Source organism: Sulfurospirillum sp. SCADC (genome assembly GCF_000743525.1).
In the GTDB taxonomy this organism is placed as follows: Bacteria; Campylobacterota; Campylobacteria; order Campylobacterales; family Sulfurospirillaceae; genus Sulfurospirillum.
This window is the reverse complement of the sequence record NZ_JQGK01000012.1, coordinates 1-24,983: the sequence shown is the minus strand read 5'-3', so window position 1 is coordinate 24,983 and position 24,983 is coordinate 1. Positions and strand designations below refer to the sequence as shown.

29 protein-coding genes are annotated in these 24,983 nt (G+C 42.9%); 9 read left to right on the top strand and 20 right to left on the bottom strand.

Annotated elements, in window-relative coordinates; all coding sequences use genetic code 11:
* Positions 1–52: 52 nt before the first annotated feature.
* Complete coding sequence (locus tag JU57_RS08655) at positions 53–619, top strand: YceI family protein (RefSeq protein ID WP_037959711.1); 567 nt, start codon at positions 53–55, stop codon at positions 617–619.
* On the opposite strand, the gene JU57_RS08650 is transcribed toward JU57_RS08655, so the two are convergent.
* The 9 genes from JU57_RS08650 to JU57_RS08610 are packed head-to-tail and all read right to left on the bottom strand — an operon-like array spanning position 587 to position 6,937.
* Positions 587–1,201, bottom strand: coding sequence for a YigZ family protein (locus JU57_RS08650; RefSeq protein WP_037959708.1), 615 nt, complete (start codon positions 1,199–1,201; stop codon positions 587–589). The genes JU57_RS08655 and JU57_RS08650 overlap by 33 nt on opposite strands.
* Complete coding sequence (modD, locus tag JU57_RS08645; RefSeq protein ID WP_294876855.1) at positions 1,201–2,052, bottom strand: ModD protein; 852 nt, start codon at positions 2,050–2,052, stop codon at positions 1,201–1,203. Before modD ends, JU57_RS08650 begins: the two co-directional genes overlap by 1 nt.
* Positions 2,053–2,064: 12 nt before the next feature.
* Positions 2,065–2,730 carry a molybdate ABC transporter permease subunit gene (gene modB / locus JU57_RS08640; protein ID WP_294876853.1) on the bottom strand — a complete coding sequence of 222 codons (666 nt, stop codon included), beginning with the start codon at positions 2,728–2,730 and terminating at the stop codon, positions 2,065–2,067.
* Position 2,731: 1 nt separating this feature from the next.
* On the bottom strand, positions 2,732–3,445 hold the full coding sequence (gene modA, locus JU57_RS08635) for a molybdate ABC transporter substrate-binding protein (protein WP_294876850.1): 714 nt from the start codon (positions 3,443–3,445) through the stop codon (positions 2,732–2,734).
* Positions 3,445–4,305 carry an ATP-binding cassette domain-containing protein gene (locus JU57_RS08630; protein ID WP_037959699.1) on the bottom strand — a complete coding sequence of 287 codons (861 nt, stop codon included), beginning with the start codon at positions 4,303–4,305 and terminating at the stop codon, positions 3,445–3,447. Before JU57_RS08630 ends, modA (JU57_RS08635) begins: the two co-directional genes overlap by 1 nt.
* Complete coding sequence (gene modB, locus JU57_RS08625; protein WP_037959870.1) at positions 4,302–5,000, bottom strand: molybdate ABC transporter permease subunit; 699 nt, start codon at positions 4,998–5,000, stop codon at positions 4,302–4,304. Before modB (JU57_RS08625) ends, JU57_RS08630 begins: the two co-directional genes overlap by 4 nt.
* The gene (locus JU57_RS08620) at positions 4,993–5,394 is read right to left on the bottom strand and encodes a TOBE domain-containing protein (protein ID WP_037959695.1); all 402 of its coding nucleotides are present in this window, start codon (positions 5,392–5,394) and stop codon (positions 4,993–4,995) included. Before JU57_RS08620 ends, modB (JU57_RS08625) begins: the two co-directional genes overlap by 8 nt.
* On the bottom strand, positions 5,387–6,136 hold the full coding sequence (gene modA / locus JU57_RS08615) for a molybdate ABC transporter substrate-binding protein (RefSeq protein ID WP_037959693.1): 750 nt from the start codon (positions 6,134–6,136) through the stop codon (positions 5,387–5,389). The genes JU57_RS08620 and modA (JU57_RS08615) overlap by 8 nt, the downstream gene beginning before the upstream one ends.
* A gap of 21 nt (positions 6,137–6,157) precedes the next feature.
* Complete coding sequence (locus tag JU57_RS08610) at positions 6,158–6,937, bottom strand: TOBE domain-containing protein (protein WP_037959691.1); 780 nt, start codon at positions 6,935–6,937, stop codon at positions 6,158–6,160.
* 203 nt (positions 6,938–7,140) lie between these two features.
* Here JU57_RS08610 and JU57_RS08605 point away from each other — a divergent pair, with 203 nt between their 5' ends.
* The 3 genes from JU57_RS08605 (at position 7,141) to JU57_RS08595 (ending at position 10,080) form a co-directional block, all read left to right on the top strand.
* Entirely contained in the window at positions 7,141–8,055 is a 915-nt protein-coding gene (locus JU57_RS08605) for a serine hydrolase (protein WP_037959689.1), read from the top strand.
* 154 nt (positions 8,056–8,209) lie between these two features.
* Entirely contained in the window at positions 8,210–9,061 is an 852-nt protein-coding gene (locus JU57_RS08600) for an NgoPII family restriction endonuclease (protein ID WP_037959687.1), read from the top strand.
* Positions 9,062–9,063: 2 nt separating this feature from the next.
* Positions 9,064–10,080 carry a DNA cytosine methyltransferase gene (locus JU57_RS08595; RefSeq protein ID WP_037959685.1) on the top strand — a complete coding sequence of 339 codons (1,017 nt, stop codon included), beginning with the start codon at positions 9,064–9,066 and terminating at the stop codon, positions 10,078–10,080.
* A gap of 57 nt (positions 10,081–10,137) precedes the next feature.
* Here the strand turns inward: JU57_RS08595 and proC are convergent, their stop codons facing one another.
* From proC to JU57_RS08570, 5 genes are read right to left on the bottom strand one after another with little or no spacing between them, the layout of a single operon-like run.
* On the bottom strand, positions 10,138–10,884 hold the full coding sequence (proC, locus tag JU57_RS08590; protein ID WP_037959682.1) for a pyrroline-5-carboxylate reductase: 747 nt from the start codon (positions 10,882–10,884) through the stop codon (positions 10,138–10,140).
* Between the two features lie 48 nt (positions 10,885–10,932).
* On the bottom strand, positions 10,933–12,153 hold the full coding sequence (locus JU57_RS08585) for an ABC transporter permease (protein WP_037959680.1): 1,221 nt from the start codon (positions 12,151–12,153) through the stop codon (positions 10,933–10,935).
* On the bottom strand, positions 12,150–12,860 hold the full coding sequence (locus tag JU57_RS08580; RefSeq protein WP_037959677.1) for an ABC transporter ATP-binding protein: 711 nt from the start codon (positions 12,858–12,860) through the stop codon (positions 12,150–12,152). Before JU57_RS08580 ends, JU57_RS08585 begins: the two co-directional genes overlap by 4 nt.
* A complete protein-coding gene (locus JU57_RS08575) occupies positions 12,860–14,050 on the bottom strand; it encodes an efflux RND transporter periplasmic adaptor subunit (RefSeq protein ID WP_037959673.1) in 1,191 nt (396 codons plus the stop codon). Before JU57_RS08575 ends, JU57_RS08580 begins: the two co-directional genes overlap by 1 nt.
* The gene (locus tag JU57_RS08570; protein WP_037959670.1) at positions 14,047–15,405 is read right to left on the bottom strand and encodes a TolC family protein; all 1,359 of its coding nucleotides are present in this window, start codon (positions 15,403–15,405) and stop codon (positions 14,047–14,049) included. Before JU57_RS08570 ends, JU57_RS08575 begins: the two co-directional genes overlap by 4 nt.
* 130 nt (positions 15,406–15,535) lie before the next feature.
* On the opposite strand from JU57_RS08570, the gene JU57_RS08565 reads away from it, so the two are divergent.
* The gene (locus tag JU57_RS08565; protein ID WP_037959668.1) at positions 15,536–16,327 is read left to right on the top strand and encodes an RMD1 family protein; all 792 of its coding nucleotides are present in this window, start codon (positions 15,536–15,538) and stop codon (positions 16,325–16,327) included.
* Between the two features lies 1 nt (position 16,328).
* Here JU57_RS08565 and JU57_RS08560 read toward each other — a convergent pair whose 3' ends face one another.
* Genes JU57_RS08560 through JU57_RS08550 form a run of 3 tightly spaced genes read right to left on the bottom strand, consistent with a single transcriptional unit; the run spans position 16,329 to position 17,732 of the window.
* Complete coding sequence (locus JU57_RS08560; protein ID WP_037959667.1) at positions 16,329–16,556, bottom strand: DUF2798 domain-containing protein; 228 nt, start codon at positions 16,554–16,556, stop codon at positions 16,329–16,331.
* Positions 16,537–17,283 carry a mechanosensitive ion channel domain-containing protein gene (locus JU57_RS08555; protein WP_037959665.1) on the bottom strand — a complete coding sequence of 249 codons (747 nt, stop codon included), beginning with the start codon at positions 17,281–17,283 and terminating at the stop codon, positions 16,537–16,539. The genes JU57_RS08560 and JU57_RS08555 overlap by 20 nt, the downstream gene beginning before the upstream one ends.
* Positions 17,284–17,330: 47 nt before the next feature.
* A complete protein-coding gene (locus tag JU57_RS08550; RefSeq protein ID WP_037959663.1) occupies positions 17,331–17,732 on the bottom strand; it encodes a cupin domain-containing protein in 402 nt (133 codons plus the stop codon).
* A gap of 158 nt (positions 17,733–17,890) precedes the next feature.
* On the opposite strand from JU57_RS08550, the gene JU57_RS08545 reads away from it, so the two are divergent.
* Positions 17,891–18,721 carry a type II restriction endonuclease gene (locus JU57_RS08545; RefSeq protein ID WP_037959661.1) on the top strand — a complete coding sequence of 277 codons (831 nt, stop codon included), beginning with the start codon at positions 17,891–17,893 and terminating at the stop codon, positions 18,719–18,721.
* On the top strand, positions 18,721–19,641 hold the full coding sequence (locus JU57_RS08540; protein WP_037959660.1) for a Dam family site-specific DNA-(adenine-N6)-methyltransferase: 921 nt from the start codon (positions 18,721–18,723) through the stop codon (positions 19,639–19,641). The genes JU57_RS08545 and JU57_RS08540 overlap by 1 nt, the downstream gene beginning before the upstream one ends.
* 61 nt (positions 19,642–19,702) lie before the next feature.
* Here JU57_RS08540 and JU57_RS08535 read toward each other — a convergent pair whose 3' ends face one another.
* On the bottom strand, positions 19,703–20,386 hold the full coding sequence (locus JU57_RS08535) for a tetratricopeptide repeat protein (RefSeq protein WP_037959658.1): 684 nt from the start codon (positions 20,384–20,386) through the stop codon (positions 19,703–19,705).
* Between the two features lie 213 nt (positions 20,387–20,599).
* Between JU57_RS08535 and JU57_RS08530 the strand changes: the two genes are divergently transcribed.
* Positions 20,600–21,409 (top strand): AraC family transcriptional regulator, encoded by an 810-nt coding sequence (locus tag JU57_RS08530; protein ID WP_037959656.1) that lies wholly within the window; start codon positions 20,600–20,602, stop codon positions 21,407–21,409.
* 45 nt (positions 21,410–21,454) lie between these two features.
* Positions 21,455–22,063 carry a LysE family transporter gene (locus JU57_RS08525; protein ID WP_037959653.1) on the top strand — a complete coding sequence of 203 codons (609 nt, stop codon included), beginning with the start codon at positions 21,455–21,457 and terminating at the stop codon, positions 22,061–22,063.
* Here the strand turns inward: JU57_RS08525 and JU57_RS08520 are convergent.
* Together JU57_RS08520 and JU57_RS08515 are read right to left on the bottom strand one after the other, a co-directional pair.
* The gene (locus tag JU57_RS08520; protein ID WP_037959650.1) at positions 22,040–22,402 is read right to left on the bottom strand and encodes a hemerythrin family protein; all 363 of its coding nucleotides are present in this window, start codon (positions 22,400–22,402) and stop codon (positions 22,040–22,042) included. The two genes, JU57_RS08525 and JU57_RS08520, sit on opposite strands and share 24 nt — an antisense overlap.
* 51 nt (positions 22,403–22,453) lie before the next feature.
* The gene (locus JU57_RS08515) at positions 22,454–24,940 is read right to left on the bottom strand and encodes an MMPL family transporter (RefSeq protein WP_037959647.1); all 2,487 of its coding nucleotides are present in this window, start codon (positions 24,938–24,940) and stop codon (positions 22,454–22,456) included.
* Positions 24,941–24,983: the final 43 nt, after the last annotated feature.

The following is a 24,983-nucleotide window of genomic DNA, read 5'->3' as shown; positions in this document are numbered from 1 at the left end:
AAGCGTCATACAACTATACTTTTCATAGATTTTTTATCAAAAGGATAGACCTATGAAACACCTCTTAAGACTCCTTATGGCGACCACCCTCCTGCTCTCTTTTGCACAAGCGAAAGAGTTTGTTATCGACAACACACACTCCAATATTGGCTTTTCCATCAAACATATGATGATCTCCAACGTCAAAGGCAACTTCAATGCGTACACGGCGGACATTGACTATGATGCAGAGAAAAAAGTTTTTAACAAACTAGGTGCCAAGATTGAAGCTGCGTCTATTGACACGGGCATTACCAAACGAGATGACCACTTACGCAGTGCCGACTTTTTCGATGTCGAGAAGTTTAAAACGATTGATTTTGTGATGACATCGATGAAAGATGGCAAGGTGCATGGTAAAATTACGATTCATGGCATTACGAAAGATGTGATACTTGAGAGCAAAATTCATGGTGTGATCAAAGATTTTCAAGGACACCAAAGGATCGGTTTTACCTTAGAGGGTAAACTCAACCGTAAAGATTTTGGACTCGTGTGGAATAAAATCCTCGAAGGTGGCGGACTCACGGTCGATGACACCGTCAATTTAAGCATTGAAGTTGAGGCTATCGAGCTCTAAGCGTTTAAACCCATCGCGTTCAAAAGGGAGAGCAAAGTGTAAAAACTGTGCTTTCTCCTCTTCACTCATCTCTATTTCCCAGACAACACCATCACTCTCAAACTCCCGATGCTTTACATGTAACGCATGATGCAAGCTGTAATGTTCAAACCGCGGTACAAGTGGGTAATCTGTTTTACATGTAAAGATTTCTTTAAAGACAAATGGAATAAGCGAAGCCGTGGCAATGACCGCTTTGGCACTGCTTCCATAGGCTCGAACCAGCCCACCTGTGCCAAGTTTAATGCCACCAAAATACCGCACAATTAAAAGCCCAGCATTGATGAGCTCAACCCCTCGCATCACATTTAAAACAGGAGGGCCTGAAGTGCCTTTGGGTTCGCCATCATCGCTATTATTTTCCACGACTTGGCGAAATTCATTGAAAAAACGCTTCGCCCAGACAATGTGTGCCGCTTTGGGGTGTTCACTTTTGAGCTTTACATGTAAAGATTCAAAATCACTCATGGGGCAAAGATACGCCAAAAAAGTGGACTTTTTTTCTTCGACTTCCGCGGTATAAATCTGCTCAATCGTCTGCATTAATCCTCTTTTGAGATCACAACTTTAATGTCAGCAGGCTTTGCATGGTAAGGCGAAGAGGTGACAATAAAATCAACCCCCGTTTGAGCATAGGCAACAATGTTATGTTCACCAATGCCACCGGTGGCAGAGAGAAGCAGATGCGGAAACTCTTTTTTGAGTGCCACACAACGCTCTAGTGTTTCAAAACTCATCTTTTCACATTGGAGTATTTCCGTTCCCAGTGTCGCAAAATAACGCGCCTCTTCGTAACTATCCACTTCCACGACAATCTTTTTTTCCAAATACTTCTGCTTCATTTTGGCAAATTGCGCTTCAAACGCCGCGTCACTCTCAAAAAAGACACGGTGCTGTTTAAAAACCAAAACCGAGTCATACAGCCCTAAACGATGGTGCGCTCCCCCTCCTGCATAGACTGCTTTAAGCGCTAACTCTTTGGTACGCGGAAAAATTTTACGGGTGGTTAAGAGTTCAATTTTCGGATTGACCTCGCGTGCAAGGGTGACCATCGTATGCGTTTTAGTCGCGATGCCACTTAAAAACTCTAAAATATTTTGAGAAACTTTCCAAGCTTGATGCGTCGCATCCGCCCTTCCATACGCCTCTAAAATCAACTCACCCGCACCTAGTGTGTCGCCACACGCTTTGTAAGCATGGGTTTCAAGCCCCAGTTTTTGACACATCTCTGCAACAAACTCTACCCCACACAGCACGATAGGCTCTTTGGAAGCAAACGAAATCTTGGCTTTACGCGATCCAATATCCAATCCAACCGTGGTCATGTCGATCAACCCGACATCTTCACGTATCATATCCATCATAAGTACACCTTTACTAAAGTATAAAATCATAACACAAGAAGGTTAAAGAAACTGCTCCTCTTTTTGAAAAAAATGCAGTGCCGTAAACACCGCTAAAGAGATCACAATGAGAATCGCGCACAAAAGCAGTGCTAAGCGGTATTCGCCATCAAAAACGGCATTGTAGATGGCAAGCGAGATCGTATCGGTTTTGCCAATGAGATTGCCTCCTAGCATGAGTGTAATGCCCACTTCCCCTAACGCACGCGCCAACGCAATTAAAAGGGCTGCAACCACACTTTTTTTAATGCACGGAAGAATGATAAACACAAAGGTGTAAAACCTGCTTCGACCACCCATATAGGCGGCTTCTTTAATGGCTTTGGGAAAGAGTTCGATGGCGGATTGAAGGGGTTTGACCATCAAAGGAAGTGCGGCTACAAAGCCAGCGATCACGAGCCCTTTAAACTCAAAGATAAAGCGTATGCCCATCGCATTAAAGTAACTTCCAATCCAGCCCTGTTTGCCTAAAAGAAGTAAGAGTAAAAAACCAATGGCGATGGGTGGAAAGATCAAAGGAAGTGTGACGAGTGTTTCAAGCAGCCATTTGTATCTGAGCTCCTCTTTGGAGAGAAAGTAAGAGAGTGGAATACCCACAAAAACCAAAAGGAGAGCTACCACACCGATGGTTTTAAGGCTTAGCACCAACGGGTGCCAAACCTGAACCATTTCATAGCCCATATTTTGTAAAGATCTCTTTCGCTTTGGAGGTTTTCAAAAAGGCAACAAACGCTTGACACGCAGTATCGGTTTCGCAGGTTTTTAAACTTCCTGCCACAATCTCAATGGGCGTGTAGTAAGCTTGGGGAATTTTAATGTAGCCACCCATTTTATCGATGTTATCGAGCGCTGCGGTGAGGTTCATAATGCCCACATCGACCTCGTGTGTGGCAACATACGAGCTCACTTGAGGCACGGTTGCTACCACCAAAAGCTTCTCTTTCACACGCTCATACAGCTTAGCATTGTTTAAAAGCTCCATGCCAGCATCGCCGTAAATCGCTTTTTTGGCTTCAGGCATTGCAATGGTTTTGATGCTCTCTTTGGTGAGATCTTCGATGCTATCAAAATTCACTCCCTTGGCATACGCGATAACTGCAATACCTGTGCCAATCGTTTGATACTTCACAAACGTAAGCTCTTTTTGCTTCTCTAAAAATTTCTTATCGGCAAGCACCAAGGAGATGTCCGTCTGTTTTGCCTGTGCAAAGATTTGCGCCATATTGCCATACATCGCGTCTATTTTTTCATGACCACTCTCTTCATACGCTTTGAGCACTTCCCCAACGGGTTTTTTATACCCTGCTCCCACAGCGATTTTAAGGTCGTCCGCACACACATGACTTAAAAGAGCCACACATAAAAGGGCTAAGATTTTTTTCATCATTTCTCCAATCGTTGAATCATAGGGGCAAAGGCTTTCGCACTGATACTGACACTATCGCCTACATGTAACGCTTTGGCTTCACTGCCATCAAGTACCACTTCGACGATCTGCTGACCAATAGCGATGATCGCGATGTAAATCACATCGACTTTGACGATGTCCAAAAGTTCGCCCTCAAAGGAAAATTTTTGACTGCCTTGGGTACGAAGAAGTACACTTTTAGCATCACCATCTTGGATGACTTTACCTTGTGAAAGCACCACAACGCGCGAACTCAAACGGTAGATTTCACTTGGATCGTGGCTGACCATGATCGTGGTGGTGCCAAAGTTTTTGTGAAGCGTTAAAATCTCATGTTGCAGTTTATTGCGCATCGTTGGATCAAGCGCAGAGAGAGGCTCGTCCATCAAAAGCAGTTTGGGCCGGTTCATCATCGCGCGGCACAAGCTCACCCGTTGTTTTTGACCACCCGACAACGTAGCAGGTTTGCGGTTCGCTAATTCAGTAAGCTCGGTCAATTCCAAAAGTTGTTTCGCAAGCGCTTTGTCTTTGCGCACAAACAGAAGATTTTCCAACACGCTCATATTGGGAAAAAGCGCGTAGTCTTGAAAAACAAATCCGATGCCGCGTTGCTGAGGCGGCAAACAGTGCGTGCCATCCAACCACAGCTCATCATCAACTCTGATTTTTCCACGGGCGTGCTCAAGTCCTGCCAAAATGCGAAGCAGCGTCGTTTTACCACTACCACTTTGACCCGAAAGTGCTACAAAGCTTTTGGATTCAATGCTCAGCGTGACATTGAGATCCATCTTACCGATAGAGCCTAAAAGCTCCTTTTGCACAGCGATCTCTATCATGCAATGCCTCCTACAGGATGACTCTGCTTGCGATTAAAAATGTAGACGCCCAAAAGGACACAAAAGCTAATGCTCACCATAATCGCACTGTAAATATGTGCCATCGTATAGTCCATGGTTTCAACCATCTCATAAATTGCCACAGAGGCTACCTTTGTCTCACCAGGAATACTTCCTCCCACCATTAAAACCACACCAAATTCACCAACCGTATGGGCAAAAGTGATAATCACCGCCGTCATTAAGGCAGGTTTGATATTGGGAAGTGCGACGCAAAACAGTGTTTTGAGCTTGCTTTTTCCTGCAATGTACGAGGCTTCAAGCATATTTTTCGGTAATGCTTCAAAACCACTTTGAAGCGGTTGCACCATAAAAGGGAGCGAATAAAAACAACTGGCGACCACTAAACCTGTGAAGTTAAACACCAATTTGATACCCAGCACATCTTGAAAAAATCGCCCAATTGGGGAATGAAAAGAGAGTGCGTAAAGAATGTAAAACCCTAAAACAGAAGGCGGCAGAACAATGGGAAGTGCGGTGATTGATTCAAAAATAGGTTTGTAGCGTGACTTGCTCTGCGATAAACTCCACGCCAACAGTAAAGAGATTATAAAAAGAATCGCGGTGGTAATGGACGCTAATTTAAACGAAACCAAAAAAGGGGTAAATTCCAATGCCTTCAGTGTTTCAAGCATCATGTACCTCCAAAACAAACAGCTCACTGGCTTTGATCAGAAGTGTCACTTGATCGCCAATGTGAAGATTCATCCGAGTAGAAGAGCTTAATGTGATAAAACTTTCTACTTCACTCCCTTTTACATGTAAAAGAATATTGCTGAGTAATTTTCCATTTTCAACGTGCGCAATGGTGGCAGGAAGCTGGTTTGAGTAACTCAGCTCCCCTTGGATATTTTTAGCAATCGCCACATGCGAAGGCTTGATGCCAAGGGTCACATGTGCGTTTACATGTAAACCCTTTGGCAGATCAAGTCCCATCATTTTAAGGCTCACTCCTTCATAATCAAACGTAATGATATGCAGGTTTTGTTCACCTTCGATGTTGGTCACAACAGCACTCAGTCTATTCATTGACTAAATATCCGTAACTTTTAAAAATCTCTTTGGCTTTAGCGCTTAAGACAAAATCATAAAACGCTTTGGCTTCGGCATTATGCTCAGCTTGTTTCAACAGCACGATACCTTGGGCGATTGGTGTGTAGAGTTTTGGATCCACATCAACCCATTGAACCCCTTTTTTGTACGCTTTCATTTTGTCGCTGTAAAACGCTGAAGCGTTCACAAAACCAACATCTGCGGCGGTAATAGCAAATTGTAATGCTTGAGAAATGCTATCGCCTTGAACGAGTTTTGCCTCAACGGTTTCAAACACGTTTGCATTTTTAAACGCTTCAATACTCGCTGTTCCATACGGCGCTGTTTTTGGGTTGGCAATCGCCACTTTCTCTACTTTTGGATCGGCTACAATCGCAATGCCTTTGCTTAAATCAAGCCCTTTGGTACTCACCATTGCTAAAGCACCGCTCGCGTAAACAACGGGTTTGGTGACTGCAATTTTTTCAGCGTACAAAGCTTCAGGAAAGCCCATATCCGCACTTAAAAAAAGATCAAAGGGAGCACCACTTTTAATTTGTGTGGTAAATTTACCGCTGGCTCCTAGGATCGTATTGACCTTGGTATTGGGATTTGTTTTGGCAAACTCTGTTTTAAGCACTTCAACCGCATCACTTAAATTGGCGGCAACTGCAACGCTGATCTCTCCGGCAAGCAAAGAGGCAGATACCACAACACTCACTAAAAATAGTTTTAACATAGAAACTCCTTCTTAAGATTTTTATTTTCCGATTAAAATGCTACTGGATTTGATGATGGCACAGACGCGTGTTCCCACCGCAAGGCTCAATGCTCTGACCGATTCTGCTGTGATGGTGGAAACCACGACATCGTTTTGACCGATGTCCACACTCACTTGGGCATTGACTTCGCCGATTTTAATGTCCGTGATCGTGCCTGCAAGCTTGTTGCGTGCACTCGTTGCGATGTCAAGCAGATTGGAAATCAACACCGACGAAGCTTTGATGATGCCAACCACTTCATCGCCCACTTCAAGTCCCAACTCTTCAACCGCACTATTCGTAATAGTCGAAACCAAAATAACGCCACTTTTAAGCACAATGCTTACCTCTGCGTTCACTTTTGCCCTTTTAATCTCACCGATTTTTCCCATCAGCTGATTACGTGCACTGATTTGCATAGCAATCCTTTGTATGTGTTTTAAACTGTTCATTTCAAAGTCACCCATGACCGAAAGCCGATTTAAAAACCTCTCATACTCTTTTTTTAAAACGCTATAGTTGGCAACCACCTCACTACCGAGTGCTGTAAGTGTTGTTCCTCCACCGCCACTTCCTCCTGTAACCCGCGTCACAAGAGGATGGTTTGAGAGGTTATTCATCGTATCAACCGCTTCCCATGATGCTTTATAACTGAGCCCAACGCGTTTGGCGGCACTGCTAATGGAGCCCGTTTCGGCAATTGCTTCAAGAAGTTTAATTCGCTTTTCTAAAAGGGCTGGTTTATCAAAACTCATCATGCCAGACGTAATCCCTTCCATAGGTATTCCTTATGTAGTTATAGTATATAACGATAGGTCTCATCGTATTTCGTTTGAGCATTATAACGTTATTACCTTAAGCGTTATAACGCATTCTGTTTATTTTTTCACCATTTAAGGCAAAGTGGCTATTTTAGCCATTTTCAAAGGGAATTTTTAAGAAATTTTTACTAAAATCAAAAATCAATTTTTAAAAGAGCCTTATGACACACAAAATTTTATCACTTATCTGTGGCGCATGTATTCTTACAAGCTCCCTTAGTGCAGCTTACCTTGACAAAGAGACCGCAGATCGTATAAAACGCAACACTGATTCGATCATAGCAAAAGATTTAACCACGAAACAGCTTATCTTTGCTAAAGATGAACAAAAAATCAACCAACCCGCCAGCCTGACCAAGATTATGACTGCTATCTTAGCGATTGAAAGTGGTCGTATGAACGAGGTTGTGACGATTACGCGTGAAATGATTCACGTTGAACCCACCAAAGCGAACCTGCGTGTGGGTGAAAAGTTTTACTTAAGAGACCTTGTTAAAGCAGCGATGGTCATGTCCGCCAATGATGCAGCCATGAGTATAGGTGTCTTTTTAGGGGATGGGGATGTCGATAAATTTGTGGTACAGATGAATAAAAAAGCCAAAGCCATTGGTATGAAAAACACCAATTTTACCAACCCATGTGGGTTTGACATCGGGAGTCACTACTCCACCGCCCTTGATCTTTTAACACTCAGCGAATATGCGATTAAAAACAGTAATTTTAATGAGATGGCAAAACTCAAGCGTCACGATTTTCGAGCGCTCAATACCAAAAGATCGTATGCCGCTTACACCCACAATAAACTGCTCAATAACTACAAATACGCCGTCGGAATCAAAACAGGCTACACCCAAAAAGCAGGCCCTTGCTTGATCGCACGCGCCAAAAATGGCAACAAAGACATTTTAGTGGTGATGCTCAACTCCGAACACCGTTGGAATGACATTAAAACGATTTTTGAAGATGTTCTGCCGGATATAACAAAACAAAAAGTCATCCCTCAAAGAGCAGCAACTCCTTCTAAAAGCAAAAAGAAAACTGCCGCAAGTAAGAAAAAAGCACAAAAGATCGCATAGAAGATTTAAGGAATATTAGCTCTCTTAAATCTTTACATGTAAGAATCAAAACTTTCTTCTATCTTTTTTGTTCTTAAAATTTCAATTTGAAATATTTTGTCAATAAAAAATTTCTTTTGTTATAATGACAAGCAAAAATAAATAAAGAGACTCCATGGCAAATCCACTTACAGCATTTCTCACAATTGTCAATAATTATCAGATGAGTGTACAACAAATTACACATGGCAACAATCGTGCCAATAACATGGGCGAAGGATTGGAGAGCTTTATCAAAGATGCTTTTGCTAATACCTTCGATGAGACAAATGAGCAAACAAAACTAGAAATTTTTTCAAGGGTTTATGCGTATAGTGGCAATAAAAATAATCCTCCAGATTTAATCCTTCAAAATAGTGATGCAATTGAAATTAAAAAACTAGAATCACGCAATACAGCGATAGCACTTAATAGTTCCTACCCAAAAGCAAAACTTTTTGCAAATAGCACGATGATTACGACTACATGTAGAGCTTGTGAAGCATGGGTCGAAAAAGACATGCTTTACGCAATTGGTAATGTTCCCAAAAATATCAATCAACTCAAATCATTATGGTTTGTTTATGGAGATTGCTTTTGCGCCGATAAAGAAGTGTATGAACGCATACAACAAACGATTTCCAACGGCATTACGTCCATTCCCAATGTTGAATTTACGCAAACCAATGAACTAGGCAAAGTCAAAAGAGTTGATCCTTTAGGCATTACAGATTTGCGAATACGAGGAATGTGGCACATCGAAAACCCAACAAAAATCTTTAACTACCTTTACCATTACGATGAAACTGCCTCTTTTCAACTCGTCTGTTTAATGAAAAAAGAGAAATATGAATCGTTACCTCTTGTTGATAGAAATGCTATTGAAACCTTGGGTAATTTACATGTAAGTCTTAGTGATGTGAGAATTAAAAACCCCAATAACCCTGTTCAGTTGATGGATGGGAAATTATTAATGTTTAAGGTTTAATGATGAATATAATTTCTCTTTTTAGTGGTGCAGGTGGGTTAGACCTCGGTTTTGAAAAAGCAGGCTTTAAAACCACATGGGCAAATGAATATGACAAAGAAATTTGGGAAACATTTGAAAAGAATTTTCCTCATACGAAGCTAGATCGAAGAAGTATTCGAGATATTCCCTCATGCGACATTCCTGAAGCGACTGGGCTTATTGGAGGACCACCCTGTCAAAGTTGGAGTGAGGCGGGAGCGTTAAGAGGTATCGAAGACCATCGCGGGCAACTTTTTTTTGAATTTATCAGGGTTTTACGAGATAAAAAACCACTGTTTTTCTTGGCTGAAAATGTCTCTGGAATGCTGGCCAGTCGTCATAGTGATGCGTTAGAAAATATCAAAAATCACTTCATCGAAAGTGGCTATAACCTCTCTTTCAAGCTTCTTAATGCCCATGACTATAAAGTGCCACAAGACAGGCAACGCGTCTTTTTTGTGGGATTTAGAAAAGATTTGAACATGACATTTGAGTTTCCAAAGGCGTTTCCTGCAAAGCGTTATTTAAAAGATGCCATTTGGGATTTGAAAGACAATGCACTGCCTGCAAAAGATAAAAATTATACTAATGGCGATGAATGTGCTCTTGCTAACCATGAGTATATGACGGGCGGTTTTTCAACCATTTTTATGTCACGCAATCGAGTGAGAAATTGGGAAGAACCCTCTTACACCATTCAAGCAGGAGGAAGACATGCCCCGCTGCACCCTCAAGCACCGAAGATGGAGTTTGTGGAGCAAAACAGACGAATTTTTGTCAAAGGGAGTGAACATCTCTATCGAAGACTAAGCATTAGGGAGTGTGCAAGAATCCAAACGTTTCCCGATACACATACCTTTTATTATGACAACCTAACGGCTGGATATAAAATGGTTGGCAATGCCGTGCCACCGTATCTTGGCTATTATTTAGCTGAAGCAATTTACAAACAATTGATGCAAACGAAAACACTTAAAGCGTTAAAAAAAGTCTCTTAAATGCTTTACATGTAAAGCTAAAAAGTGCTTGTCTTTTTGCAAGCACTTTAAACTTTTCTACTTTGAAAAACTCTTCGCTCTTTCATACGATGCTTCCATCGCTTTGATGAAGCTGTCTCGCACTTTTCCCTCTTCGAGTTTGGCATAACCTGCCGCTGTGGTTCCAGCAGGGGACATCACTTTGTCTTTTAAAAGGGCTGGATGTTCGCTTTTAAGCACTTCGCCCACGCCTTCAAACAGGGTTGCGATGTATTGATAGGTGATCTCGCGTTTCATGCCAAGATTGACCGCACCATCACTCAGCGCTTCTGCAACGAGTGCGATCCATGCAGGAGCGGAACCTGCGAGTCCTGTTGCGATGTCGAGCTCTTTCTCACTCTCCAACCAAAAACAACGTCCGATGGAGCTTAGAACTTCTATGGCTTTGTCTTTAAGCGCATCATCACCACACAAGGAAGTCGCCGATTTGCGCACGAGTGCTGCCATATTGGGCATGGAGCGAATGTAGTGTTTTGCCATAATGCCCGATTTGAGTTTTTCCAAACTAACCCCTGCCATAATGGAAATCACACCTTCCGCAATACCTTTGGTGTGAAGGATGCTAAACGATTGTGGTTTGATCGCTAGAATGACCAAATACCCTTCTAAAGAGGGAATCTCATTCACAATTTTGATCGTGGGATAAAGCGTTTGAAGCTCGTGAGCTCGTGTGGGATAGGCTTCAACAACCGTAATATCATTTATATGTAAGCCTTGAAGCATCGCTCCACCCATATTGCCTGCACCAATTAAAAGTAATTTCATTGACTATCCTATGCTAATTTTGAAGAATTATAGCGCATTATTAAAATGCTATTGATAGCGCAACGCATCAATAGGTTCTAAATTGGCTGCTTTGCGCGCAGGGTAAAACCCAAAAAAAACACCCACACCCGTGGCAACAGCAAACGAGATGAGAATGGAGCTTTGTGTGACTGCAATACTAATGGGGAAAAACTTTTGGATCAATAATGCTCCACCAACCCCAACACACACGCCAATCAAACAGCCAATGATGGAGATCATCAGCGCTTCAAGCAAAAACTGCACTAAGATATGACGCTGTTTCGCACCAATGGCGATACGAATACCAATCTCACGGGTACGCTCGGTCACAGAGACAAGCATAATGTTCATAATGCCAATGCCACCCACTAAAAGTGAAATCGAAGCGATGGCAGCAAGCATCAGTGACATCGCTTTGGTCGTCTCTTGCGCCGTGTTTGCAAGGGCAGTGAGATTGCGAATCGTAAAGTCATCTTCCGCACTTTCACGCAGTTTATGACGTTGGCGCAAAAGCTCGCCCATCTCTTTTTCGGCTTGATCCATCACGCTATCACCCAGTGCTTCGACCATAATGAATCGTACGACCCCTTTAAACTGCGTTCCAAAAAGCTTCGTTTGCGCTGTTGTAATAGGCACAATCGCCGTATCGTCTTGGTCTCTGCCATCTAAACTCTGCCCTTTTTTCGCTAAAACACCCACTACAAGATAAGGGCTGTTTTTAATCCGTATGGTTTTACCCACAGGGTCTTCATCGCCAAAAAGATTTTGTGCAATCGTTTTACCTAGAACCACGACACGTGTGGCGCCTCTAACATCCGAGTCCATAAAAGGGTAGCCATTTTCGATCTCCCAGTCGCGCACTTCAAAGTACGAAGGAGTTGTTCCTGTCACTTGTGTGTACCAGTTCGTGGATTGGTAGATGAGTTGCGCGGAACCTGAAGTCGTGGGAGCTGCGGCTGAAATGGTGTCCATCTCTTCGATGGCGGTTGCATCCGAAACGGTAAGCGTTTGCACCCCTCCACTTCCCAAACGAACGCCTCCTGAACTCATGGAGCCTGCAAGGACAATGAGCAAATTGCTGCCCATGGAGGCGATAGAGTCTTTGACTTTGGCTTGCGTACCAGCACCGACTGCTGACATCACGATGACGGCTCCCACGCCGATGACCATACCCAGCATCGTCAAAAAGGTTCTGAGTCTATTGGCGCCCATAGCGCGCCATGCTTCAAATAACATTGCTAAACTCATGCGTTCTCTTTTACATGTAAAGCTGTTGGGCCATCGTGCTGAATCTTGCCATCGACAAAATTGACCAACCGTTTGGCGTAACGTGCTATGTCAGGCTCATGGGTTACGAGCACGATGGTGATGCCCTCTTTCTCATTGAGATCGCAAAAAAGTTGCATGATCTCTTCACTCGTTTTGGTATCGAGATTGCCCGTTGGTTCATCGGCTAAAATGAGTTTAGGACGGTTGACCAAAGCGCGTGCAATCGCGACGCGTTGTTGTTGTCCACCTGAGATTTGATTGGGCAGATAAGTTCCAAACGCTTCCAGCCCAACACTTTTGAGAATCTCTTTAGCGCGAATTTTACGCTCATGCGCCTTCATACCTGCGTACACCAAAGGCAGCGCCACATTGTCAATGAGATTTTGTCTGGGAATCAGGTTAAAGCCTTGAAAAACAAAACCGATCATATGATTGCGAAGTTCTGCCAGTTCATCTCTACTAAGTGCATTAGTATCTTTGCCACCCAAAAAGTAGTTGCCAGAGGTGACTTTATCCAGACACCCTAAGATGTTCATAAATGTCGATTTACCAGAACCAGAAGGTCCCATGATGGCGACAAATTCGCCTTTTTCAATCGTGATATCCACACTCTTAAGCACATTGACCTCACCCGCATCGGTGTGGTAATTTTTATTTAAATGGCGTATCTTGATCACCTCTTCCATTAGAACGGTCTCATGGGAGGATGAGAACCACCACCAGCGGCAGTGGTACTCGTCATATGTTTATTTTCTTCGACAATAATTTTATCGCCCTCTTTGAGCTCATCGCTTATAATTTCAGTCAAACGATTATCGGAGATGCCCACACTGACTTTAACAGGTTTGGGTGCGCCATTTTCAAACACAAACAGTGTCGCACTGCCACTCTCTTTTTTCTCTTTTTTAGGCATAACCGGTTTGCCATCTTTACTGGGTGGCATCGTTGGTTTGTAACGCAAAGCCGCATTAGGAACCAATAAAACATTTTTCTTCTCTGCAAGAATGACATTAACATACGCGGTCATACCGGGGATGAGAATCTCATCGGGATTTTCAACCGTAACGACCACATCGTAAGTCACAACATTGGAAACGGTGGTTGCATTGAGTCTGACTTGTTTGACTACACCTACAAACGCGTTGTTAGGAAACGCATCAACCGCAAAGGTGACTTTTTGCCCGACTTTGATGCGCCCGATGTCCGCTTCCGCAAAATTGGAGTCGATCTGCATCTGTCTTAAATCTTGTGCGATTTTAAAAAGTACGGGTGCCGATAAACTCGCCGCCACCGTTTGTCCCACGTCGATCTGGCGATCAACCACAACACCCGAAACGGGGGATCTAATAATCGTATAGCCTTGATTGGTGCGGTCTTTTTGCGATTGGGCACGGGCAAGATCAAGTGCAGCACGCGCCGCTTTAAGCGCTTGAACGGATGCGTCTAACTCTTGTTTGGAGATGTACTCTTTGGAAAAGAGCTCTCGTGTGCGTTTTTCATTGGCAATGGCAAGCTCCAAAGAGGACTCAGCACTTTTAACGCTCGCCGCACTTTGCGCTGCTTGCGCGTCTAAAAGTGCAGGATCAAGTTCGGCTAAAATCTGCCCTTGTTCCACACGGTCGTTAAAATCGACATAGAGTTTGATCACTTTACCTGAGACTTGCGTACCCACGGTCACGAGTACCAAAGGATTGAGTGTGCCATTGGCGGAGACACTTTGGGTCACATCACCGAGCTCCAAGGTGTGAAATTTATACTTGGCTTCCAAGGGTGGTTTAGTGTACGCTTCCCAACCATAATACCCACCCACACACAGCGCAAGCAAGGCAAGAAGAACGGTAAATTTATGGAGCAGTATCTTTTTTAAAAAACTCATGGTTGTCCTTTTATCGTTGAGAAATCAAGTGAGCCCATCGCTTTGGCGAGGCTTGCTTTGGTAATGTACCAGTTGTACAGTGACTGGATGTGTTGCTGTTTGGCACTGGCAAGCGCACTTTGCGCGCTTAAAAGATCGAGTATGGTTCCAACCCCTGCTTTGTAGCGACCAAGGGCAAGATCGTACGAAGCTTGCGCACTGGCGACCAAATCATGACTCGTGCGTGTGGCTTGGGTTTCGATAATGAGAGTTTGGTACGTTTTATAGACGTCTAAGTTCGCATCTTGGGAGAGTTTTTCATACTCGGCTTCGCTGATTTTGAGCTGTTGTTGTGCCGCTTGGACTTTGTATTTTGTATTAAAACCTGTAAAGATCGGAATGCTCACATAAAGTCCTATACTTGAACTTCGCTGCGATGTATTGTAAATGGTATCGGTACTGCCCGATGTGGCTGAGAGTGAAAAAGAAGGCATATGATCCGCTTTGGCAGCTTTGAGCTGTGCTTCATACGCTTTGATCTTCGCACTGGCCGCCATCAGATCAGGGCGAAGTCGTTGCGCCTCATCCATCAACGCTCTAATGTTACTCTCAAAAGCGACATCGGGAAGGACAAGCCTAGGATTTTGCAACCTAATCGTTGTATCGGGCATCATGCCCAACACACTCGCCAGTCCGCCTTGCGCACTTTTCACACTGCCTTCGGCTTGAATGCGGTTGAGCATCGCTTGCGAATACGCCGTTTGCGCTTGCAAAGTATCTGCAGGCGTAGATGTTCCCACAGAGTAGCGTGTTTTAGCAGCGTTGAGACTCTCCAGAGCAGAGCGTTCGGCTTCAAGAGTTGCTTCCAAGGAAGCGTTGGAGCCAAAAAGCGTGTAGTACGCTTCAACAGCGGAGAGAAAAACGCTTTGAATCGTGTCATTTTCTGAGAAAAGTGCCGCGTCCAAAAGCGCTCTTGCATTATCGTATGTCGCGTCACGCTTACCAAAATCGTAGAGCAAATACGAGAGCGTTACGCTGATATTTTCTTGATCGCCATGAGTCGTCTCACTGCTTTCACTCTGCAATATCGAGCCCGAGGCACTCAGCGTTGGCAGATACGCAGAACGACTCACCCCAACTTGCGCTGCTTGGTAGAGCGATGTTTGCCACGCAATTTTTGTTTGTGGATTGTTGCACAGTGCTGCCATCACGACATCGGAGAGCTCCAAAGACTTACTCAGATCGGTTGTGGTGCAGGTCACAAACGTTGCTTGCTGTTTTGGCAAAAGTGCTTGCACCCCCAAAGGATCAAAATCCTCCGCCAACAGCACACACGCCACCCCCAAAACCATGCCCACTATCAACTTCAAACGCATTGGTATCCTTACATATTGACTGTTATTTTTAGGCTAATAGTACCAGTAAATTGTTAACACTTCTTTACATGTAATACTTTAGTTCTATTTTCGGAGTATCATTTGAAAAGAGTTTTTACAAGGAGTTTTTATGGCTACACCCTTTTCACTCATCTCCATCTCGCTTCCAACGCCCTTTAGCAGACATGAAGTGGAAACAAGACTCGATTGTACATTGAAAAAAGGAATCGAGAAGGCATTTTTCTACCAATACCGCGACACGTTTTTGGTCTACACGCAGTTTCACGTCCTCACCTTTATCAACTGGAAAAAAGAGGCGATGGATGAAGCACTTCTTAAACTAGACGTCAAAGACGCCTCGTTTTTGGAACAGCGTTACATTTTTCAAGACTATCCGATTTTAATTGAGCCCAATTTAGAGTTTACATGTAAAGTCAGCAACGATCAGATTATCCTCAAAGAGCCCTCGCCGCTTTACCTCATCATCATAGCGCTTGTGATCTCGCAAAGCGTGGGGTTGGAGAAGTATGAGCAAGACCTCGATGTACACTTTGAGAAGAGTCAACAGCTCCTCGATCTCACACAAAGTTATTCGATGCTCAAACGCTCCAAACTCATCGAATTTGCACGCAATCTTACCGCCATTCAACACGGCATGGTAAGCGATCTGTTTCTCCTTGATAAACCCAACATCTTGTGGGACAATGAAGAGGCGGAAAAACTCTACAACCGCCTCTCGTCTATTTTGGAACTCAAAGATCGCTTTGAGATCGTCGAGCACAAACTCACCCATCTCAAAGATGACATCAGCATGGCGTTGGATATGTTCAACCACAAACACAGCGAGTTTTTAGAGTGGATTATTATTATTCTCATCGGCTTTGAGATCGTCATGGGGCTGATCGAATTTTTTAAACATTAAATCACTGTTCAGCCACCAACTTTTTCACGAGCTTTCGCACGATCGGCACAACACTCAAGACCGCAGGAAATGCAATGATATAAGCTCTCCAAAAAGCTTTAACCCATTGTGCCAAGAAGGTATCACTCAAACCAACATTGATGAGGGTAATGACAAATGACATCAAAATCGTCATAAACAGCGACATAAAAAAGGCAAAAATAACAAACTCATACTTCTTTAGAATCACATTTTTCTCCTAAAATACGTACTTCACGTTGTGGGTAAGGAATGCGAATAGTGTTTACATGTAAAGCACTATAAAGCGCTAAATTGACCTCATACTGTACTTTAAAATGGCTCTTCGTCGGCACCCAATAGCGAAGCCCTAGCTCAATGGCACTCTCACCAAATTTCGCGATGCCAATGACCGGTTTATACTCTTTGGAGACCTCGCTAAAGCCAGCCAACACATCACCGATCATCTTTTTATTGGGAATCGTGATGAGCTCTTCATCTTCATTGCGAAGCACGGTGTAAGAGAGTTTTATCTCTTCGACCACCCCGTAAAAACCGCTGATGGAAAGCGTGTCACCCACTTTAAACGGACGCGAGATAATGAGTAAAACACCCGCGGCGTAGTTGGAAACACTGCCTTGAAGCGCCAACCCAGCCGTCAAGGAGACCGCACCGATGGCAGCGATAAAGGGCGCGATGGAAATGCCGATTTTCCCAAGGGCAATGACGATCATCGCGGCAAAAATGAGCATTTTCACCACACTCGCGACAAACTTAGCAAGGGTACTGTCAAAGTGGTTACGCTCAAACAGTCGCATCAAAAGCGCATACACATACTTCGCCGCAAACCAACCCAAAATGACGATGATGAGCGCCCCTAAAAGCTGAAAACTATAATGGGTCAAAAACTCAATCACCACGGTGTAAAACTTCTGAAGCGTTTGTAACTCTTTGTCCATCGCGCACTCCGCGCACTCCTTGGGAGATTTTTTACATTATAACAAAACTATTTTTTAATCGAATAAACACTCTCTTTTGTCCCCGCATAAAAGACGACAATTTCAACTGGCTCATCGCCCTCATTCACACCATAATGCCATCGATTCACCACTTCAATCAACGCATCGCCCGCTTTGAGCTGCAACGTTTTGTTCTCATCGGTAACGACTTTCAGTGTGCCTTTGACCATATAACCAGCGTTAATGATGGGGTGTTTGTGAAGCGGAAGCGTCGTATGCGCAGGAATCGTAATCTTCAAAACCGAAATCTCAGGCGCTTCTTTAGGATACGAGGGCAAACCAGAGCCATCCCAACTCTTATCAGACTTCACAAGCGTCACCGACTCAACGTTTCCAGTGGCAAAAATAGTGCTTGAGAGTAGGCAAAAAAGGCAGAGTAATTTTTTCATGAGTGACCTTTTTGTGGGAGTTTTGAGAGCATTTTAGCTTTACATGTAAAGAGTTGTCAAGGAAGGCGAAATGGTTTACATGTAAAGAGAAACTTTGAGCTTTCTTTTGGTAGAATCTCTTTTATCAACAGTCATTTTTCAACAAAGGTCATATCATAATGCCAACAGAAGTAAAACGCGTATTTAAAGAACAACTTCAAAATTTTGCACATGAACTTAGCCATCATATTTCAACAAAGGATGGGCAATGGGCTATCAAAGGTTTTATTGATGTTCTTCAAAATATCTACACAATCTCTTCTGATACAAAAATTGTTTCCAAAATACTCGAAATTCATCTTTTTCCAAAGGTCTTAGAATTTGCCAACACGTATGGATATAATGTCGTATTAGCTGAACATCAAAACCATTACCCTGACATTTCACTGGTCAAAAAAGAAGATGAAACTATAAAATTTGCAGTTGATTTTAAAACAACCTATCGGAAACCAGACAGCCCTCATTTATGCAACAGTTTTACACTCGGTTCGCATGGAGAATATTTTACAATTCCAACAAGTACAAAAAACATTACTTTTCCTTACGGTTCATATTCTGGACATTTTTGTCTCTGTATTATCTACGATAGAGGAGACAATTCAACTATAGATGAAACACAAATGTATTCTATTAGCGACCTTCGCTCTATTACCTCAGTTATTAGCAATATTGAGTTTTGTGCAGTAGAAAAATGGGAAATAGCCAGTGATATTGGAGGAAGTGGAAATACGGCAAACATTGGGAGTATTACACATATTGAAGATATTAAAAATGGCGCAGGTATGTTTTCTAGGCTTGGAGAGCAATGGTTTAATGATTATTGGAGAAATTATAAAAAAATCACCATTACAACTTCGGATGGACAAACAAAACAGATTAGCTCCTTAAAAGAGTTCGTAGAGTATCGCCATGGCAAGACTTCACTTATCGTACCCAAAAGAACCCGATAATGCTCAAAGTTCATATTCCGCCTATTAAATCTCAAGGAATCAAAACAAAATTAATTCCTTGGATTCAAGCATCACTTCCTCACGCACACAAAGGACGATGGATAGAACCTTTTATGGGAACAGGTGTTGTAGGTTTTAATCTAGCTTCTTCTGAAGCTTTAATGTGTGACACAAATCCTCACTTGATTCGTTTTTATCAATCTCTTTTAGAAGAAAAAATAAATCCACAGATGATTAAACTTTACCTGCAGAAAGAAGGGGCAATTTTATCTCAAAAAGGAGAAGAGCATTACTATTTCATTCGAGAACGCTTTAATAAAGATTTTAATCCCTTAGATTTTTTGTTTCTGAATCGTGCAGGATTTAACGGGATGATTCGTTTCAATCGAAAAGGTGGCTTCAATATACCCTTTTGTAAAAAACCTGAGCGTTTTGCACAAGCGTATGTAACAAAAATTGTCAATCAAACTATTTTTTTAAGTACTCTCTTTAAGGCTAAAAAGTTTGAATTTAAGTGTCAATCCTATAAAGAGACATTAAAAAATATTAGTGCCGACGATCTTGTCTATTGCGACCCACCTTATATTGATCGACATGTTGATTATTATAATAGCTGGGGAGAAATAGATGAACGCAATCTTTTTAAGTTGCTTTTAACATCTAATGCAAAATTTATTCTCTCAACATGGCATCACAATCAATATAGAACAAACACTTATATAGATCTTTTATGGAATCAGTTTCACATCCAAACCCAAGATCATTTTTATCATATTGGAGCAAAAGAGATCAATAGAAATTCCATGACAGAAGCATTAATTTGTAATTTTGAAACACTAAAACCACATTTAAAGAATCTTTCTTCTCTTTTAGATTTTTCTAATTTACAGTCGCAAGAAATACATATTTTAAATTATTAAATGATCCTATTTCTCCATCTTTAATACAACTTAGAGGTTGCAATTGGTTTACATGTAACGCTTATTCGATGTAGTAACTGTTTTTAATTTTCTCGTAATTCTTGCATCCCGTCTCGGCACCCAGCTCACACGCTTTTTTGAAAAACAAGATGGCGCGCTCTTCGTTTTGCTCGACGGCTCCACCTACATAGTACATGCTCCCAAGATGGACACATTCATCAGCGCCTCCTGCTTCACAACTGTTTTGGTAGTAAACGACCGCGTACTCCATATTGCCATCTTGTTCGTACAAAAGTCCTAAGTGAGCGCAACTACTGCTCGCTCCACCACTGCACGCTCGGTCGTAATAATCAACCGCTTTTTGCATGTCTGCCGCAACCCCTTTGCCATTTTCATACAGCATCGCGAGGCTTTCGCAGCCTGAGGCATCACCATTGACGCAGGCACGTTCATAAAATTCTGCTGCTTTTGCTAGGTTAGTGCCTGCGTGTCCATTTTCGTACATGTACCCCACGCTCGAACACCCTTTGGCAACACCAAGATTGCACGCTTGCTCGTATAAAATGCGTGCCTGCGAGAAGCTTTGCAAAACGCCGTTGCCGACATGGTACATGCTTCCAAGTTCCAAACACGCCTTACCATCGTTGTGATCACATCCGTTTTGAAGCTCACTCTCGCGCTCAAAATCCAAGGCAAACAGCGAAGCTGAAATCAGTATGGCTGTGATCAAAAAGAGTTTTTTCATACACTGCTCCTTGCGAACATTTGAATAGACTTTTTTCATAACCCTTGAAAAGATAAAGAGTTTGCTCAGAGTGCATTAATTTTTAAAACTCAAAATTGAGTCATAGCCGAAGCTATGGTGATGTTTTTAGTTTTAAAAAGTGATGTGCTATCAGCGATACTCTTTTTTCAATGGGTTATGAAAAAAGTCTAATTATTATATTACAATACTTTTATGAACGAGACCAAAACCAGTTTGATTTGCTATGAGCAAGCACCTTTTTTGCAGATACGCCAAACGCTTCAAAGTGAACGCGCGTACGAACGTCATGCACACCCGACCCTTTCCATCGGCTTTATGCTTGAGGGCGAGACCACGTTTCAAACGCCCAATGGCTCCTTTTTACTCCAACACGGTGCGCTTGCCATCATTCCACCGCACATCCAACACGCGTGCAATCCCTTTCCTCAAACCAAGCGAAGTTACATCATGGTTTATTTAGACGCGGATGTTTGCGCACGCATACAAGCCAAGCACTTTAAAGAAGCCACAATCCTGTTGCCACTCACCACACCACTGGTGTTTCATAAGGCGTTATTTGAGGAGTTTGAGCGCATTATAAAAGCACTCATAGAGGGATTTTCATCTTTACATGTAAAAGATTTAGAAGCATGGTTGGAGAACTTTTTTTGGCTTTACACGAAGCAAGGTGTAAGTCAAAAAAAAGGCGATGTGCTCCAAGACGTGGCGCATTTTTTAGAGAGCCGAATCGATGAAACACCCAGTCTTGATGAACTTGCTCAACGTTTCTCTGCCAACCCCTTCGTGCTCGCGCGCCACTTTAAACAGACCTACGGTTGCACCCCAAAACACTATGCTCTGGATGTGCGCATCGAACACGCAAAGCAGTTACTTCGCCTTGGCACCCCGCTTGCCCTGTGTGCTCAATACTGCGGTTTTGTCGACCAAAGCCACTTCCACCGCTTTTTCAAACGCCACACCGCCCTCACCCCCAAAGAGTACCAAGTTAATTTTATACAATAACTTTTTTCGCGTTTGCTTTATGCTTACATGTAAAAAAGGAATGACATGTTTGAGCCTCAGTTTTTTACCCTGACGTCCATCTATTTTTTAGCACTTCTTAGCCCTGGTCAGGACTTTTTTCTCATTATAAAGCACGCACTCAGTCATGGCTATAAAAAAGCGTGGTGGAGTTGTTTGGGCATTGCAAGTGGGAACGCGCTTTACATTGCTTTAGCCTACATTGGGTATGAATTTTTAAGCCGCTACCCTATGATTCTCACTCTTGTCGAAATAGGCGGTGCGGTGTTTTTGTTTTACCTTGGTTGTCTGCTGTTTTTTGCACCCAAACCGCATCTTGAAAATGCTTTACATGTAAAAAGTAAAATGGCGTTCAAACTCTTTGTGCAAGGGCTTTTATCCGCACTGCTCAATCCTAAAAATATTCTCTTTTACTTCTCACTGCTTTTTACGATCATTCAGCCTGAAACGGCTTTACATGTAAAGATGTTTTACGCGGTGTGGATGGTAGCGTTGTTGATCGTGTGGGATCTGTTTGTGGCGTTTTTGTTTGGCAATCAAAGAGCGTTAAAGCTGCTTCCATACCTTTACATTGTGCAGAAAATCGTGGGTGTTGGGCTCATTGGTTTTAGTTTACAGCTCGCTTTTACTGTTTAAAAACATCGCCAACTGTGAGTCGATGTTGCGAATGTGCAGATCCAAATGATCGCCCACACCGTTTTTGATGTAATTTTTCGCAAACAAAGTATTGCCCTGCATCGCCATCGCTAAAAACTGGCTCATCTCGCCAAGGATTTTTTGGTGTTCCTCAAAATGCTCCATATAGCCTTGAAAATGAAGCTCTTTCATCAAGCGCTCTTCATGGGCAAAATGCTCTTTGGTATGGTGAATGAGCGCGCTAAACGATTCGGTGAAATGGGTGTAATCAAAGGAGTTCGGCAGTTCGTCACACTGGACATGGTAGGTATCGAGTTCGGGGCAGTTCAGGCTAAGCATCTATCACTCCTTTTTTAAACAGTATACCCAAAAGGAGCGATAGGTGAATGGTTATTTTTTGTGCGTAATGCCTTTGCCAAACGGTTTGAAAAAAACCACCAAAAACGGTGAGAAAAGCAGGTCAGAGACAATCGCCGTTATCAGAACGATGACCGTTAAAAGTCCAAAAATCAGTGTTGGAATGAAGTTGGATGTCACCATCACCAAAAAGCCTACGATGGTAGCCAGCGAGTAGTAAAACATCCCAAAAGCAATCGTTCCGTGCGCGCGGTGCATCGAGGCGATGTAGTCTCCATCGATTTGAAGCTCTTCACGAAAGCGGTAATAGTAGTGAATCGTATTGTCCACCGTAATGCCCAGCGCAATCGACGCAATCGTAATGCTCATCATATCAAGAGGTATATTGGCAAAACCCATGATGCCAAAGATGACGCTCACGGGCACCATGTTGACGGTCATCGCTAAGAGTGCAATTTTCAAAGAGCGGAAGAGGAACAAAAACATAGCGCCCAAGGAGAGTACTGCTAGCCCAAGAGTCGAAATCTGCGATGAAAAAAGCGACTGAAGCATATTGTTATACAGCACCATCATGCCCACAAGATGGTAATTTTGCGGATCAAGCCCGACCTCACTCTGCAACCCTTTTTGAATATTCTCCAACAGCTCAGAACGCCTCAATTCTGGGTTAGAGTCTACAACACGCACCACAAAACGCGCCTCATCGTGCTCAATATTGATATAAGGAGAGAGCAAAATCTTTTTGTATCGCTCCGGCAGTTCATTGTACAACAGAGCCAGTTCAAAGTTGTCAAAATCATTGCCATTTTTCAGCATACGTCCGACTTTTGAGAGGGTACCCAGTGAGGAGACATTGCCCACTTCAGGCAACGAGAGCAGATAGTCATGGACTTTTAGAATCGTCTGCATTTTCTGCGCCGTAAACCAATACTGCGCGTCGCTGTTCATAGCATTGAACTCATCTTCAAACCCATCGATAGCAGAAGCTGCATCGTCACTCTTGGTTGTTTCAGCCGCCACTTTGGGGAATTTAACCACAATTTCTAAAGGGGTCGTTCCGCCTAAATTGTTGTCGATCTTCTTCATCCCTTTGTAAATCTCAGTGCTCGTTTTAAAGTAGTTGATAAAACTGTTTTCAACCACCAACCGCGATGCCCCTAAAAGACTAAATAATCCAAGCCCAATAACCACCGTTACGATGATTTTGCTGTGGTGTTCAACAATTTTGGCAAAGGTTTCATTGAGGGTAAAGGCTTTGTCAAAGACCAAAACGGGGGGCTCTTTTTTGAAAAGCATCATCATCGCAGGGAAAAGCGTATAGGTGACGATTAAAGAGATGCTCACACCAATGTTCATCATCGTACCAAGATCGATGATCGGCAAAATACCACACGTCATTAGCGAACCAAAGCCCGCAATAGAGGTTAAAATAACAAAGATGGAAGGAATACTCATACGCTCAAAGACGATGCTTAAAAGCTCTTTTTGTGACGCATCAGGATAGAGCGCATACTCTTCCCTGTAGCAGACGATGAGATGGATGACCAACGAAAGAGTCGTAATCAGCTGCATCGCCACGTAGTTGGAGGAGATCACCGTGACTTCAAGCCCTAAAAGAGCATTGATGCCTGTAGTAATGACCACAGCGCTGATCGAGACGATAATGGGCAAAACCACAAAGCGAATTTGACGGAAGATAATCCACAAAATAGCAATCATAATAACCAAAATAGCGATACCGTAAATCTTAATGTCATCTTTCACAAAGCTGATCATATCATCCGCAATCATGATAACCCCACCCAAGAAAAGATCGCCCTCGCCTTTGTAAGGCGCAATGGTGGCTCTCACCGTTTCAATCAGACGATGGGTCTCGTCACGGGTACTATCGCGATACGCTTTAAACGCTTTTTTGGCAGCGTCATACTGAAGTTTTTCCTCTGGTGTTAAGGCTCTCTCTTGTCCTAAAAGAAGGTATTTATTGCGATTTGTGAGTAACTCTGTATAGGTGATGTCATCTTTAAGATTGACCACAATCGCCGTTGTTTTAAAATCTTCACTGACAAGATTTTGCGCGTACAAAGGGCTTGTTGTGAGCTCTTTTTGCACCAAGTCTTTGTCAATACCTAGCGATTCGAGTGTTTGGACATTACCAATAAGCTCTTGAATCGGTCGAGGTGGACTTTGCAAAAGTGGAACATCCAACAAAGAGGTCACACTCTCAACCCCATCAATTTTCAGCAAGGCCTCTTTAAGGTTGCGAATCGTTGCGAGTGTTGTGTCGGAGAGGAGATACGCTTTAGGACTAAAGGAGATGACTAAATAATCAGGACTGATGTAACGCGCGTGTACTTCGCGTGTGAGCTTAAGGTCTTGGTCATTTTCAAGCAACAGTGTCTCAGCCGAAGCATCAACACTCAAATACTGTGCGTAATAACCAAAAATACTCGTCAGAATCGTAACAGCAAGTAGTACAGCCTTAAAGTGCTTTGTAATAAAATAGGTGTAGTGTTTTAACATTCTGATTCAACTTTCTTTTAAAAACCCAAACTGCTAGTTAAAC

Bases quoted from the DNA above. Each gene is read 5' to 3' on its own strand.
- JU57_RS08655 (WP_037959711.1), top strand. From the start codon at position 53: ATGAAACACCTCTTAAGACTCCTTATGGCGACCACCCTCCTGCTCTCT.
- JU57_RS08650 (WP_037959708.1), bottom strand. From the start codon at position 1,201: ATGCAGACGATTGAGCAGATTTATACCGCGGAAGTCGAAGAAAAAAAG.
- modD (WP_294876855.1), bottom strand. From the start codon at position 2,052: ATGATTTTATACTTTAGTAAAGGTGTACTTATGATGGATATGATACGT.
- modB (WP_294876853.1), bottom strand. From the start codon at position 2,730: ATGGTTCAGGTTTGGCACCCGTTGGTGCTAAGCCTTAAAACCATCGGT.
- modA (WP_294876850.1), bottom strand. From the start codon at position 3,445: ATGAAAAAAATCTTAGCCCTTTTATGTGTGGCTCTTTTAAGTCATGTG.
- JU57_RS08630 (WP_037959699.1), bottom strand. From the start codon at position 4,305: ATGATAGAGATCGCTGTGCAAAAGGAGCTTTTAGGCTCTATCGGTAAG.
- modB (WP_037959870.1), bottom strand. From the start codon at position 5,000: ATGCTTGAAACACTGAAGGCATTGGAATTTACCCCTTTTTTGGTTTCG.
- JU57_RS08620 (WP_037959695.1), bottom strand. From the start codon at position 5,394: ATGAATAGACTGAGTGCTGTTGTGACCAACATCGAAGGTGAACAAAAC.
- modA (WP_037959693.1), bottom strand. From the start codon at position 6,136: ATGTTAAAACTATTTTTAGTGAGTGTTGTGGTATCTGCCTCTTTGCTT.
- JU57_RS08610 (WP_037959691.1), bottom strand. From the start codon at position 6,937: ATGGAAGGGATTACGTCTGGCATGATGAGTTTTGATAAACCAGCCCTT.
- JU57_RS08605 (WP_037959689.1), top strand. From the start codon at position 7,141: ATGACACACAAAATTTTATCACTTATCTGTGGCGCATGTATTCTTACA.
- JU57_RS08600 (WP_037959687.1), top strand. From the start codon at position 8,210: ATGGCAAATCCACTTACAGCATTTCTCACAATTGTCAATAATTATCAG.
- JU57_RS08595 (WP_037959685.1), top strand. From the start codon at position 9,064: ATGAATATAATTTCTCTTTTTAGTGGTGCAGGTGGGTTAGACCTCGGT.
- proC (WP_037959682.1), bottom strand. From the start codon at position 10,884: ATGAAATTACTTTTAATTGGTGCAGGCAATATGGGTGGAGCGATGCTT.
- JU57_RS08585 (WP_037959680.1), bottom strand. From the start codon at position 12,153: ATGAGTTTAGCAATGTTATTTGAAGCATGGCGCGCTATGGGCGCCAAT.
- JU57_RS08580 (WP_037959677.1), bottom strand. From the start codon at position 12,860: ATGGAAGAGGTGATCAAGATACGCCATTTAAATAAAAATTACCACACC.
- JU57_RS08575 (WP_037959673.1), bottom strand. From the start codon at position 14,050: ATGAGTTTTTTAAAAAAGATACTGCTCCATAAATTTACCGTTCTTCTT.
- JU57_RS08570 (WP_037959670.1), bottom strand. From the start codon at position 15,405: ATGCGTTTGAAGTTGATAGTGGGCATGGTTTTGGGGGTGGCGTGTGTG.
- JU57_RS08565 (WP_037959668.1), top strand. From the start codon at position 15,536: ATGGCTACACCCTTTTCACTCATCTCCATCTCGCTTCCAACGCCCTTT.
- JU57_RS08555 (WP_037959665.1), bottom strand. From the start codon at position 17,283: ATGGACAAAGAGTTACAAACGCTTCAGAAGTTTTACACCGTGGTGATT.
- JU57_RS08550 (WP_037959663.1), bottom strand. From the start codon at position 17,732: ATGAAAAAATTACTCTGCCTTTTTTGCCTACTCTCAAGCACTATTTTT.
- JU57_RS08545 (WP_037959661.1), top strand. From the start codon at position 17,891: ATGCCAACAGAAGTAAAACGCGTATTTAAAGAACAACTTCAAAATTTT.
- JU57_RS08540 (WP_037959660.1), top strand. From the start codon at position 18,721: ATGCTCAAAGTTCATATTCCGCCTATTAAATCTCAAGGAATCAAAACA.
- JU57_RS08535 (WP_037959658.1), bottom strand. From the start codon at position 20,386: ATGAAAAAACTCTTTTTGATCACAGCCATACTGATTTCAGCTTCGCTG.
- JU57_RS08530 (WP_037959656.1), top strand. From the start codon at position 20,600: ATGAACGAGACCAAAACCAGTTTGATTTGCTATGAGCAAGCACCTTTT.
- JU57_RS08525 (WP_037959653.1), top strand. From the start codon at position 21,455: ATGTTTGAGCCTCAGTTTTTTACCCTGACGTCCATCTATTTTTTAGCA.
- JU57_RS08520 (WP_037959650.1), bottom strand. From the start codon at position 22,402: ATGCTTAGCCTGAACTGCCCCGAACTCGATACCTACCATGTCCAGTGT.
- JU57_RS08515 (WP_037959647.1), bottom strand. From the start codon at position 24,940: ATGTTAAAACACTACACCTATTTTATTACAAAGCACTTTAAGGCTGTA.